This window comes from Oceanobacillus massiliensis str. N'diop, from assembly GCF_000285495.1.
Taxonomy (GTDB): Bacteria; Bacillota; Bacilli; order Bacillales; family Amphibacillaceae; genus Oceanobacillus; species Oceanobacillus massiliensis.
In genome coordinates, this window is record NZ_HE610979.1 from 199,138 (window position 1) to 213,277 (window position 14,140).

10 protein-coding genes and 1 pseudogene are annotated in these 14,140 nt (G+C 41.3%); all 11 read right to left on the reverse strand.

What is annotated here, in order from left to right; all coding sequences use genetic code 11:
• Position 1 precedes the first annotated feature (1 nt).
• Positions 2-292, reverse strand: coding sequence for an Asp-tRNA(Asn)/Glu-tRNA(Gln) amidotransferase subunit GatC (gene gatC, locus OMHG_RS14585; protein WP_010651633.1), 291 nt, complete (start codon positions 290-292; stop codon positions 2-4).
• A gap of 180 nt (positions 293-472) precedes the next feature.
• Positions 473-1,996 carry a sodium/proline symporter PutP gene (gene putP / locus OMHG_RS14590; RefSeq protein ID WP_010651634.1) on the reverse strand — a complete coding sequence of 508 codons (1,524 nt, stop codon included), beginning with the start codon at positions 1,994-1,996 and terminating at the stop codon, positions 473-475.
• A gap of 520 nt (positions 1,997-2,516) precedes the next feature.
• The gene (locus OMHG_RS19270; RefSeq protein WP_261796352.1) at positions 2,517-2,651 is read right to left on the reverse strand and encodes a hypothetical protein; all 135 of its coding nucleotides are present in this window, start codon (positions 2,649-2,651) and stop codon (positions 2,517-2,519) included.
• 25 nt (positions 2,652-2,676) lie between these two features.
• Entirely contained in the window at positions 2,677-3,945 is a 1,269-nt protein-coding gene (locus OMHG_RS14595; RefSeq protein WP_010651635.1) for a helix-turn-helix domain-containing protein, read from the reverse strand.
• Between the two features lie 260 nt (positions 3,946-4,205).
• Entirely contained in the window at positions 4,206-5,312 is a 1,107-nt protein-coding gene (locus OMHG_RS14600; protein ID WP_010651636.1) for a CamS family sex pheromone protein, read from the reverse strand.
• A 13-nt stretch (positions 5,313-5,325) separates the two neighbouring features.
• Positions 5,326-7,329, reverse strand: a complete 2,004-nt coding sequence (gene ligA, locus OMHG_RS14605) for an NAD-dependent DNA ligase LigA (protein WP_010651637.1) — start codon at positions 7,327-7,329, stop codon at positions 5,326-5,328.
• A gap of 15 nt (positions 7,330-7,344) precedes the next feature.
• Entirely contained in the window at positions 7,345-9,660 is a 2,316-nt protein-coding gene (gene pcrA, locus OMHG_RS14610; RefSeq protein WP_010651638.1) for a DNA helicase PcrA, read from the reverse strand.
• 28 nt (positions 9,661-9,688) lie between these two features.
• Positions 9,689-10,383 (reverse strand): annotated as a pseudogene (pcrB, locus tag OMHG_RS14615) (heptaprenylglyceryl phosphate synthase).
• A 219-nt stretch (positions 10,384-10,602) separates the two neighbouring features.
• Complete coding sequence (locus OMHG_RS14620; protein ID WP_010651641.1) at positions 10,603-10,899, reverse strand: YerC/YecD family TrpR-related protein; 297 nt, start codon at positions 10,897-10,899, stop codon at positions 10,603-10,605.
• 25 nt (positions 10,900-10,924) lie between these two features.
• Positions 10,925-11,986: a DUF3048 domain-containing protein gene (locus tag OMHG_RS14625; protein ID WP_010651642.1), complete on the reverse strand. Its 1,062-nt coding sequence runs from the start codon at positions 11,984-11,986 to the stop codon at positions 10,925-10,927.
• 43 nt (positions 11,987-12,029) lie between these two features.
• Positions 12,030-13,778, reverse strand: coding sequence for an adenine deaminase C-terminal domain-containing protein (locus OMHG_RS14630; protein ID WP_010651643.1), 1,749 nt, complete (start codon positions 13,776-13,778; stop codon positions 12,030-12,032).
• Positions 13,779-14,140 lie beyond the last annotated feature (362 nt).

Sequence of the window (14,140 nt, forward strand, 5' to 3'; positions counted from 1 at the left end):
CCTATTCCAATATTGATGGTACGCGGAACTGTCCTTCCTGCTGGTCAGGAGCATTTTTCAGTGTTTCCTCGTGTGTAATCCACTCTCTAGGCTCGTCCTTGCGCATAACATTTTTTAAATCAAGGACATGTGTCGTCGGCTTGACGCCTTCTGTATCCAATTCATTCAATTGTTCAGCATAGTCGATGATTGCACTTAATTCGCTGGCCATCTTGCCAACTTCCTCATCTGTTACGGCAAGTCTCGCCAAATGGGCTACATGCTTTACTTGCTCTTTTGAAATTTCTGCCATTGGTTATACCTCCAAACCGAAGTTTTATATATGTGGTACTTCATTTTCTCATTTCATTATTATAACACTATTGATAATAGCAAAGATAGCCACTTGTAGGCAAATCTTGTCCTATCCTGACCAAATTCCTGCCGTAATATAATAAAAATCCACTTCTAGATTATAGAAGTGGATTCGATATTAATTCTCTTTACTGATTTTAGCTGCCTGGTCAAACTCTGCTTCTATTTCTGAATCAGGCCTGCCCAGTAAGCTAACGACTACGATAGCAATAAGACTGAATAAGAATCCTGGCAGTAATTCATATAGATCAAATATACCGCCTGAAAGGACATCTCCCCAGACAATAACGGTTACAGCACCAACTAGGATTCCTACAAGTGCACCGTTTCTGGTTATGCCTTTCCAGAATAGCGACAAGAGGATCAATGGCCCAAATGCTGCCCCGAATCCAGCCCATGCATAACTAACAAGGTCCAGTACAGAACTATCCGGATTCATTGCAATGATTACTGCTATAAGAGCAATGACTACTGTTGCAATTCTTCCTATCCAAACAAGTTCTACTTCGGAAGCTTTTTTACGGAAAATCGCTTTGTAAAAATCTTCCGCAACTGCTGAAGAAGATACAAGTAATTGGGAATCAATTGTACTCATAATTGCTGAAAGTATCGCAGCTAACAAAATACCGGCAATTACCGGATGGAATAATAGCTGAGAAAAGGCAATAAATATTTTCTCAGGATCGGCTAATACTTGTAAACCGTTCTCTTCCACCACTTGTATCCCAAATCCGCTCAGTACGGAAACATCCTGCGTACTGATGAAAGCCAAACCAACAAAGCCTGTAAATATAGCACCATATAAACCTAGCACCATCCATACGGTACCGATAAGACGTGCTTTAGGTACGTCTTTTGCAGAACGCAATGCCATAAATCTAACCAGTATATGCGGCTGGCCAAAGTAGCCAAGTCCCCATGCCAATGAAGATAAAATGGCAATGATTCCAATACCTTGAACCATATTCAGATGTGTAGGATCGATTTCCCCTACAGCCTGTACTGCAGATTCCCATCCACCCATTTGAGTGAGGGCAACAATCGGGACAACGATTAATGCCAAGAACATAAGCAAGCCTTGGATAAAATCTGTCCATGCTACTGCAAGGAATCCACCGAGCAATGTGTAGCCAACTACTACAATAGCTCCAATCCACAATGCTGTCTGATAAGAAAGTCCAAATGAAGCTTCAAAGAGTTTCGCTCCTGCTACCATCCCTGAAGAAGTATAGAATGTAAAGAATAGTAGAATAACCAAAGCAGATAAAACGCGGAGGATATGTGACTTATCTCTGAATCGATTTTCCAGGAAATCCGGAATTGTAATCGAGTTGTTCGAAACCTCTGTATAAACACGCAAACGCTTTGCCACAAATTGCCAGTTCAAGTACGCACCGATTGCCAGACCGACTGCCATCCAGGCCTCTGACATACCTGTAGCATAAATCGCACCCGGCAGACCAAGCAAGAGCCATCCGCTCATATCCGAAGCTCCAGCACTCAGCGCAGCAACTCCCGGTCCGAGACTTCTTCCTCCCAAAACATAATCAGATAAATTATTAGTTCGGTAGTACATAATGACACCAATTGCAAGCATCGCTATCAAATAAACTATAAATGTTATTAATGTTGTAAGACCCACTCTTTACTTTCTCCTCTCTGTGAATACGGTAATGATTGATAATAAAAGAACAATTGGCATTGGTATAAACAACCAAAACCATGTTGCCCCCCTGATTGCATACTCCATTTCCTCTTCCTCCTTTTTATTCTGTCTCGTTTTCTTTTTGAGTGAAACTTTACTCATGCGCCTAAATTATGATTTCATACATTACACTTATTTTCAAGTCGAGAAAGCTATTACACCGCCATTTTCAGCGGATTTCCAATTTGATTTATGACTATATTCAGCCATATATTTATATTATTATTCGTATACCTCCATGAGCATCATCTAGTTCTCTTAGATCAAAAAATGCTATAGTATTATCTTTATTCCTTCCTATCCCTTCAATTTTTCCTAACCAAAAAAATTATTTAAAAAAATTATTTTGATAATTCAATTTTCCCTTTAAATGGTAAAAAAATACCCGGAACAGGTTCCAATCCGTTCCGGGCCAATCCATCATATAGTAATAGGGTAAAAAACAAATAATCGTAAATTAGATTTCGTCAATAATAACTGTTTTGAAAATGCTTGGTTCTTTATCCATAGTAAGATCTATTGGATTTGATGTGAAGACAATTCCACCAACTAAAAGAGCACCCAATGAAAGCCCTGCTAATAACTTCTTCATATTACTCCCCTCCTTCAAGGAAAAATTAAATATTAGAAATTTGCTCATAGGCAAAGTTAGCCTCTTTGTAATATTTCGTTGCATCTTTATATTTGTTCAATTTCTCATAATGCTTTGCTATAAGTTCAGCAAAGATAACAATACTTGCGTAATCTTTATGACTTTTTAAATATGGAAGGAATTCTTTAACTACTAGCCTTTCAAATTTACTATATTGTTCACTTAATAAGTAATTATAGGTATGGATAATATAATAGAATAACTTATACTGTTCTAAATCGTCTAACTTAGATATTAACTTTAGTCCATAATCAATACTTTCTTTGGCCTCTTCAAATTCTTTAATATTATAATATTCTCTTACTAAGGAGGCTAAAGTTTCTACCTTTTCTCCAATATAAAGTTCATCATCATCAATTATTTCTTTATAGTGCTTTATTGCCTCAATAGACTCACCTTTTGAAGAATAGAGATAACCTAGGTTCTGGTTAGTAAGTTGAATCAACTGTTTATTTTTCTCTAATTTACCCAAATGAAGTGCCAAATTAAAATTTTTAATTGCTTTATCATATAATTTAATTCTTCTATAAGAAATACCTAAAATATTGTGACATTGAGTACAACGAATAAAATTATATTGTCTCATGTAAACTTCTAATGATTTATTAGCATATTCAATTGCCTCTAAAGTATTTCTAAGTTTGCTGTGTGTGATTGCTATTATATACTTAAGATCTGCAATTTCTTTTTCTTCTATGTCGATTTGAAATATTTTTTCCTCTGACAACTTATACATATAAAGAGCTTGGTTAAAATCACCATTTACAGAAATATAATTACCTCTAAATTTATACCAGTAAAACTGCTGTTGATTATCGAATTGACCTGATATTTCATTCAACTCATTAATCTTTTTTAACGCCTCATCATATTCACCCAGAATCAGGAAGTATCTTACCTTATGGATTTCAAACATCATCATGCTTTCCGATATGTTCTTATCCATTAGTTCCTGTATTTCCTGATAGGTGGCGATGATTTCTTCTTTGTTGTTTACCTCGAACAGCATGCTGTACCATTGCTTGCATTTTTCCTTAATGACTTCTTCCTGGCTGTTGTCGACTTCAATTCCTAGGCGGTTGCATAAGAGCTGAATAATCTCGGGACTTGCCTGGGTCTTTTGATTTTCAATTTTTGATAAATAGGATACAGAAACGATCCCTTCAGAAAGTTCCCCCAAAGTCATCTCCTGTTTTGTACGCTGTAATTTAATGAATGATCCTATCTCTATCAAAATACCCACCCTATCATCAAATTCAGAAATGTTAATCTTAAGGTTATTATATCATAGTTTCGTATAATTCATATTGGGAAAATCATAGGGGTAAATAGCGTTTTATCGCATAAAAAACTTTCCAATTTTCCTCAAATAAGAAAATCTACCACTTTCCTTCAGTAAATTTGATGGAAAGTGGTAAATTTGTATTGTGAGATATATCTTATGCAAGGTTGCAATAAAGAAATCGATTGGATTGTGCTATAAAGATCCATTACTTAATCATAAACATGTACGGTCGGTGATTCGTCCCCAGCATTACGATAAATCAAGCTTTCCATCTGCTGGCTTGTCTTGATATTTACTTCGAGATCATAATAATTCGGGAACATATCCTGCACCAAGCCATATGCGTATTGGGTAAACCCGAGGACCTCGGCCTTACCGTAAAACTCTATCGGAATTTCGATGGTCAGTTTCTGAAGCTCCTCATCAATATAAAATCCTTCACCCATCAGGCCGACATAATTAGGGAAGAACTTAGCAATCTCGTTTCCGAAACTTGAAACAATTTCATGATCATCATAATACTTTTCTCTTCCTTCATCGGAAGGGAACAGAATATTTTCTTCATTTACCGATTCCCAATCATCAATTGAGGTACTGCCGCCCGGAACATTCGCTTTTGCAACAAAATTTCCGGGAACGGGTGAAGCTTGCTCCTCTTCCTGATATATACCTATCATAATAGGAACATCACCCAGTCCCTCCATTTGGCGGATTTCCTGCAGTATGGAATGTGCTATCTCATTCGCTTGCGATAGCATTTCATCTTTCGGGATATCTTTATAAAAATACGGTCCGCCTACTTGAGTTTGGAACCGATAAACCGATTTCATGGCAATTCCTAGTGAGATTCCGGCAAGACCTACACTTTGATCTTCATTATGCCGCATGTAATTCTGTTCAAGAATATGGGACAAATACCGTGGGTTTTCCTGGTAAGTTTCCTCGTCAGCCCCTTCTTTCACTTTTGGATTAAGCTCATCTATCCAAGTGTAAATCATATCTGATGTTAAATATTGTCCCTCCTGAAAATACAATTCTTCAGGGTCAAATACTTCTTTAGAGAGCCGTCTAAGCCCTTCTTCCATTTCATCAATGTCTACACGATTTGCAATTTGGTTGCCTATTACCCCTCTTGCTGCGCTTGTTTTATAAGGAAGAATCATTCGATAATTTTCATCGGACAATTGATAACTTGGCACAATAGAGGTTTCTTCCTTTGTATCATCATTTTGCAATACTTCTTCGTCATTTGAATCTTGCACACAGCCTGTTATAAAAAGAAGTGTACATAGCAACAACATGCTTACCTTTTTCAACGCGCAACACTCCTTACCCTTCCACAGCTTCTTTCAGCTGCTGTTCATTCCATATTTCAATACCAAGCTTTTGTGCTTTATCATATTTCGATCCTGCGTCTTCACCTGCAATGAGTATGTCGGTTTTCTTACTGACACTTCCAGTAACTGTTCCTCCCCTGGACTCAATCAGTTCTTTAGCCTCGTTTCGCGAGAACTCCTCCATTTTACCCGTAAGTACAACTGTCTTTCCAGTGAAAACAGTATCCTGGGCAAGCTCGGATTTTCTTGGGCCCTTATATTCCATATTGAGATTTAGATGACGTAATTCATTCAGTAATTCTGTTACTTTATCCTCTGAGAAATATTGTACGATGGAATCTGCCATTTTATCTCCGATTTCATCTACTGCAATTAAATCCTCAAAGGATGCCTGTTGCAGGTTATCCATTGTCTCAAATTCCTCTGCAAGAGTTTTGGCTGCTTTTGCACCAATAAAACGTATTCCAAGGCCAAATAAGAGCCGTTCCAGAGAGTTTTCCTTAGAAGCTTCGATTGCCTCCAGCAAATTTGTGACAGACTTCTCTCCCATTCGATCAAGTCCAAGCAATTCTTCCTTGTCCAGACGATACAAGTCTGCCATCGTGTGTATGAGCTTTTCCTGGAATAGCTGAATGATTACTTTCTCGCCCAAGCCATCAATATTCATGGCATTTCTCGAGACGAAATGAATCAGTCCTTCCATCAATTGGGCAGGACAGCTTGGATTAATGCAGCGCAAGGCCACTTCTCCCTCGAGCCTGACTAATTCACTGCCACATGCCGGACATTCTGTTGGCATATGGAATTCCTGTTCTTCACCAGTCCGCTGTTCCGTTACCGCCCGAACAACTTTTGGTATGATATCCCCAGCCTTCTTAATGACCACGGTATCTCCTATTCGGATATCCTGTTCACGAATCAGGTCTTCATTATGCAAGGATGCACGCTGCACGGTCGTTCCAGCTACTTTTACCGGATCGAGAATGGCTGTAGGTGTAATTACACCTGTTCTGCCGATGCTCAATTCGATTTCCCTGAGCTTGGTGACTACCTCTTCTGCCGGAAACTTATAGGCAATTGCCCAGCGCGGACTCTTCGCTGTGTATCCCAGTTCCTCTTGCTGGTCGAGATCATCCACTTTCACTACTATGCCATCGATCTCATAGGATAGGTTCGGGCGTTCCTCTGTCCAATAGGAGACAAATTCCAGCACCTCTTCTATGGAGGAACATTTTCTCCACTCTGGGTTTGTTTTAAAGCCGAGCTCCTTTAATTTCTCCAGTCGTCCGCTATGGGATGTGATGGTGTTTCCTTCCCACTCACCGACCCCATATAAAAAGATATCCAGATTCCGTTTTGCAGCGATTTTCGGATCTAATTGCCGTAACGATCCTGCTGCCGCATTCCTTGGATTGGCAAATGGCTCTTCGTCATTCTTCTCTCTTGCTTCATTCAGCGCGAGAAAGGATTTATGCGGCATATAAGCTTCTCCACGCACTTCCAGTGTTTGCTTTTCTTTGATGGTCATCGGTATGCTTCTTATCGTTCTTAGATTATTCGTAATATCTTCTCCTGTTGTGCCATCTCCACGAGTAGCTCCACGCACGAATTTTCCATTTTCATAGGTTAACGAGATGGCAAGACCATCGATCTTTAATTCACAGACAAAGACTACCGGCTTATCGGTCCCATTGCTTGCCCGCCTTGCAAAATCCCGTAGGTCATCTTCATTAAATGCATTGCCAAGGCTGAGCATGGGAACATTATGCTGTACTTTTTTAAAAGCATCAAGCGGTGCTCCGCCGACCCGCTGAGTAGGGGATTCCACTGTGACTAATTCAGGGAATTCCTGTTCCAGCTTTTGAAGTTCCCTTAGCTTCTCATCGTATTCAGAGTCCAATACACTTGGCTGGTCGAGAACATAATATTCATAACCATATTGATTCAATAATTCGACTAATGCTTTAATTTGATTTTCTGCTGTTTGTTTATCCATCGCCAAGGCAACTCCCTATTCTTTCGTAATTGGTGCAAATTTTGCAAGAAGCCGTTTGATACCGACAGGGGCAGGGAAGGCAACATCCAGTTCCATTTTATCTCCCTCGCCTTGAACCTTAACAACTGTTCCAGTACCCCATTTTTTATGGTTCGCTTTATCACCCGCAGCCCATTCCTGACTCTCTGCACCAGTTGTTTTTTGCATTCGCTCTGCTTTTCTTTTTATCGGAGCCGGATTGTCTTTGAGTCTGCTTTGGGATCTGTCATTAAGTCTGTCTTGGGACCTGTCATTAAGTCTGTCTTGGGATCTGTCATTAAGTCTGTCTTGGGACCTATCTTTTGATCTGTCAAATGGCCGGCCAAACATCGACTGACGCGCTTGTTCAATCCCGTCTATCAATTCTTCAGGAATTTCATTGATAAACCGGCTTATCGGGTTCATATTTGTTCTGCCATAAAGTGTCCGCATCTTGGCATGTGTGAGATAGAGTTCGTTTTCTGCCCTCGTAATCCCTACATAGGCGAGACGGCGTTCTTCCTGCATTTCTTCTTCATCCATCATGGAACGGCTATGCGGAAAGACGTTTTCTTCCATACCAATCAGGAAGACGACAGGGAATTCCAATCCTTTTGCCGCATGCAGTGTCATAAGTGTAATTTTTTCCACATTGTCCGGATCTTCTTCATCCACACGGTCAATATCTGCAATCAAGGCCAAATCTGTCAAAAAGGTGAGCAGTGTCTTATCTTCGCTCGTTTCTTCAAAATCCTTTGTAACCGTCATAAACTCTTCCAGGTTTTCCAGACGGCTTTGGGCTTCGATTGATTTCTCGTTTTTGAGCATCTGTTCATATCCTGTCCGTTCTAGAACAGCTTCAACCATATCCGTTGCAGTCAGGAATTCCTGCTGCTGTGTCAATGTCTTAATTAAGTTACCGAATTCAGCCAGTGCATTTGCTGCTTTCGCTGACACACCCGTAAAATCCACTTCTTTTACTGCATCATACATGGAGATATCATGTTGTGCGGCATAGGCTCGAAGGCGTTCGACAGAGGTTTTTCCAATTCCGCGTTTTGGTTCATTCACGACACGCTCGAAGCTGAGGTCATCATCCGGGTTTGTAATCAAACGTAAATAAGCAATCATATCCTTGATTTCTTTACGCTCATAGAACTTCTGGCCCCCAACCATCTGGTAGGACATGCCTGACTTAAGAAGTGTATCCTCAATTGCACGGGACTGGGCATTTGTACGATACAGAATGGCTACATCGTTCGGAGAATATCCATTACCCCTGGTGAGCTCCTGTATTTTATCCGTTACATAAATCGCTTCTTCCTGTTCCGTTGCCCCTTGGAAATAACTGATTTTCTTTCCTTCTGCATTTTGAGTCCAAAGATTTTTGGGCTTGCGTCCAGAATTGTTCCCTATCACTTTATTTGCGGCAGCAAGTATGGATTTCGTCGAGCGGTAATTCTGTTCCAAAAATACGGTGCGCGCTGTTGGATAGTCCTTTTCAAAAGAAAGGATATTCTTGATATCCGCTCCGCGCCAGCGGTAAATGGACTGATCGGAGTCACCAACAACACAAAGATTCTTATACTTTGCTGCCAGCTGTTTCACAAGAAAATACTGGGCATGGTTTGTATCCTGATACTCATCCACATGGATATATTGGAATCTGCGCTGATAATATTCCAGCACTTCCGGCACCTTTTCAAACAGGTGAATCGTCTGCATGATCAGGTCATCAAAATCAAGAGATTGATTCTTCCGCAGCATCTTTTGGTATCCTTCATAGACCTGTGCTACCTGCCTATCGTAAAAATTACCTGCATTTTTACTGAATTCTTCGGCTGTAATCAATTCATTTTTTGCAGCACTAATCTGTCCAAGCATGGCGCGCGGGTCAAACTTCTTCGGGTCTATATTCAAATTCTTTAATAGCTGTTTAATAACGGACAACTGATCACCGCTGTCAAGGATGGTAAAATTGCTGCTGTATCCGATTCGATCGATATCCCTGCGCAAAATTCGCACGCACATGGAGTGGAATGTGGAAACCCACATATTTTCACCATGCGGACCGACCAGCTTCCGTACACGGTCCTTCATCTCTCTGGCTGCCTTATTTGTGAAAGTGATTGCCAGAATATTTCTCGGTGAAACATCCTTCTCACCCATCAGATATGCTATGCGATGTGTCAGTACTCTCGTTTTCCCGCTCCCGGCACCTGCCATTATCAGAAGCGGTCCCTCTGTATGGCGTACAGCTTCCTGCTGTTCCTTATTTAATCCTTTTATCATATCGTCTATCGTCTGACTCATTATTACACCGTCCCCTGAATCATTTATCTTATTTCGTTGTGTCTTTTACTGCCTTTACCGTTTTAAGGGCATTTTTTAAATCTGTATAAATACTGTTTCCAACAATAATGACATCGGCATGCTCTTTCATTTCCTTGGCCTGCATCTCGGTTTCAATTCCTCCACCGTAGAAAAGCATTGTATTCTCAAGTTCTTCTTTCACTTCTTCCACAAGCTTTGGATCGCCATATTTCCCGCTGTACTCCATATAGAAAATCGGCAGGTTAAACACCTTCTCCGCCATAAACGCATATGCCTTCACATCATCTGCATCCGGCAAGTAGCTATTCGTATGCTTAAAGGCCTTCGCGTCTTCATTTAAGATACAGTATCCTTCAAAGAAAATCTCACTATATTCCATCATATCGATATATTCCTTGATTGCCTTATGCTGCATATCCATCATGTATTTTTTTCCTTTGAATTTAAAACCATCGGAACAAAATAATAGTCAAAGCCAGGAGAGAGCGCCTCTTCATCCGATACTTCCAGAATACAAGGAACCGTATGACTCCGGCGAATCCGCGATAATAAGTCCAGCACACCATCAAGGGTCACATTATCCGTTCCTCCAACAATGACCGCATCCGTTCCAGATTCACAGATCTTGTCCAAATGTTCATCCGATATTTCCTTGGCCGGATCAAGTTTAAATATATGTTTCCATTCATTTATTGTCTTCAACAGTTTAATCCTCCATCAACAGAATTCATTACTTTATTATACCAAAAATATGTGTTGGAATTTAGGGATATGGTGAATCTTTTTGGAAAACGAGGATGTCTTGATGCATTCCATGCGTTTTATCTGAGACTGGAGGGTGTTTCATTCTTTAATGCTGTACAGCCAAATATTTTGCAAAGAAAAAAACAGAAACCGCCAACCCGGATAGGGCCACGGCTTCTATTCTTCTACGTTTAATCTTTCCAATACCATACTGTATCCGTCACTTCCATAATTAATGCAGCGGCGCACACGGGATATCGTTGCTGTCGATGCTTTTGTTTCCTTCTCAATCGCACTGTACGTATTGCCCTGTGTCAGCATTTTCGCAACCTGCAAGCGCTGAGAGATCGAATGAATCTCTGACATGGTAGCAATATCATCGAAAAACCGGTAGCATTCTTCCCGATTTTCCAATGATAGGATAGCATCGAACAATTGGTCCAACTGTTCTCCGCGTAATTTATCGATTTGCACAGAAAACCCTCCTGATATGATAGTTTTACTCGTTTGAAATAGTAACAGATTGCTGCATTCCAGGGTTTGCAGGCACAACATTAATCCATGTCTTACCAGGCACAAAGCCAACAGGCTGACCATCTTTAACTGGAACAATTCGTCCATCCCTGTTTTCCCATTGAACCTCCTGAACCTGACCTCTTTGGATTAAGTAACCATTCCCGCCTGATTCCAGATCAACCGCTCTTCGCCCTTCATCATCAATTACCTCATGGAAAGTTTCGACTATAAACACATTGGTTGCCTGAATAGGGTCTTCTGAATTCAATTTGACTGTCTGTTCCCCATCACTCGATCTGAAGTAGTTCCCACTTGTTTCATCATAGTTAAACTCGACAATCTCCATTGGATTGTTACTATATACTATTTTAACATGTTTTGCTGCATTACCTGAGAGACTTTCTGCCTCAGTATCTGACAGAAATTCTAAAGGCTCATACGAAGCCTTTGTTTCATAGCCCTTTCCTTCCGCTACATCATAGACAGCCTGAAGCTGAAGATAGGAATTATGAGGGGCTTTGCGGAAAGATTCTCTTTTAAATAGATTACCATCATTATCGTATATTGAGCCATTCAAATAGTCTATTCCCTGATCGACAATCATCTCATTTACAAAGGTTGCTGCACCGTGATAGACATACAATGCATTATATCCGCGCGCCAGTTTGAAATAATATTCTCTTGCACTTCGAACCGGTCCGACAACTTCCGGCATTTCACTCTGATAGAAGGCAAGGAATCTGGTAATCATTCCTTCTGCCAGAATCTCGAACACGATATCCGCTTCCGATAATCCTGTTTGCGGTCTGGCAGATGAATGATTATTGACCATAACACTGATGATACGATTATCAACCTTTTCATCTGTTCCGATACCTGTAAGAGGATAAATAAATTCCTCCTCAGTCTGTGCCGGTGTATCCGGCTTTTCCTCATCTAGTCCGCTCTCTTTAGTCCCATTATCTGTTGCGCTGCGTTCATCCTTCGAACAGGCAGCAAGGAACAGCATTAAAACTGCAAGCACCACAAAAAGTAACTTTTTCATATTACCCAACACACTTTCTCTGATTTAATAGTTCTATTATATGCTACCTCATTGTTGCTGGGAAGAGAAGTTCTCTGTTCTTTACATCTACAAGCCCCTGCTGGGTAACGCGTATATATGGCAAATGTATCGCTGAAAGAAATAACAGATTATAGATTGGATCATTAAAGGTGTACCCATTAGCGGTTAGGCACTCCTTCAATTTCTTTTCCCTTACGACAATGTCATCAAGTGGTGCATCAGACATGAGTCCAGCAAGATTCAGTGGAATCTCCGCCTGGATTTCACCGTCGTTGACAAGTACAATTCCCCCGCCAATTTCTTTCAGCCGCTTCCAGGATAATAAGATATCCTTTTTATTCTTCCCAATGAAAATCAGGTCACCAGAAGCGGAGAAGGAGCTTGCCAATGCCCCCACTCCTTTGGCAAATCCCCGAATAGCTGTATTCACACGCCATTTCCCTTTCCTATCAATCAGCAAAAGAAATTGATCGCCATTTGTTCTTGCCAAGTCTTCAACGGAAATATCGGATTCTATCGTATATGGCTTCACAATCACATTATTGACCATTTCCATACCGACTGGTGCGGAGAACTGCAAATCCCCCTCATCCAGATCCCAATCAAAGGTCATCGGTTTGATTTCATATTTTTTCCAATCTATCATCTTTGTATATTCCTTAACGATTGTATCCTTCACAACCCACTGTCCCTTTGCAAGCACACTTTCAGGATTTGGATTTGTTTTCTCATTTAAAATATTGATATGGGCAATCCTTCCAGGCGCAATACTGCCAATCTGTTCATCCAGGTGAAAATGCCTTGCTGCATTATAGCTTGCCATCCGGTAAGCATCCTCCAATGGAACTCCCTTTTCAATGGCAATCTCGAGACAAACGTTCAGCATTCCATTAGCCATAAATTCAGGTGGCGGTCCATCCATGGTCATCGTTAGATTATCAAACGTCTCCAGACCAGCCTCGATAATCTCTTCGATAAGCTTCGGCAAATCCGGCCGAATCGAAGAATAGCGCAATCCAACACTATAGCCCAATTGCAGCCGATTGATAACTTCCTCCCCTGTCATCGATTCATGATCTGCACTAACACCAAGCAATTTCATCTTGGTCAACGTCTTCATAGATGCCCCTGGAAGATGTCCTTCCACAGGTTTCCCAAGTCGCTTCGCTTCCTGAATCCAATAAAGCAGCCGATCATTACCACCGAGCAGGCTCGGCCATCCAGTCAGTTCTCCTCCCTGCACGACACTCGGATGGGAAAGCCATGACAGAACATCCTCCGTATTAAAAATCTCCTCTTCATCATGCAACGCCGTCTGTGAATCAAACCTTGCCCACCAATACAAGGAACTCGGAAGCTTGCTAAACTCCTCTATCATAGAAAACGCTTTCTTTTTATCCAACAGAAAATTCAATGTTAAACTATCATTAATCATGGTAGTCGTACCAGTCTTCGCAACATGTAAAGCGATATCTTCAGGGTTCGATAACTGAAATGGATGTGAATGTGGTTCAATATAGCCCGGCACCAAATACTTCCCAGCACAATCCACTACCTCCACATTTTCCAATTGCTCAGGCTGAGGCATCTTAGGTCCAACATAAACAATACGATCATGAAAAACCCATACATTTGCTTCCAGCCATTGTTTCGTATATACATTCAAATAAGTGGCATTTGCCAGCACAAGAGTAGGCGGCTCGATACCATCCACCACTTTAACATGCTGTCTGAGTTCACGATTTCTCCAATTCAATCCATTCTCCATCATATGTCAACTCTCCAATAAGCATTTTCTTTATTTTACCATAAATTGTGCTTTCATTAAGTAAAGTTTTTTGTCTAATTATGTAAAAGGGCGGTGGTGGGCGGGATGGCGGGCGGGTCATGGTTGCAGGGCACGCTGGCCGGGGGCGGAGTGAGGTGCGGGGCGCTGGCCGGGGGGCGGACGGGTCATGGTTGCAGGGCGCGCTGGCCGAGGGCGGGCGGAGTGAGATGATGGGCGGAGCGAGCGGGGCGGCCGGTGGCGGGCGGAGTGAGGTGATGTGCGGAGCGGGCGGGGTGCCATTATTCCGCGGTTTTGGGCTTTATTCCGCGGTTCTGAGCTTTATTCCGCGGTCCCGAGCTTTTTTC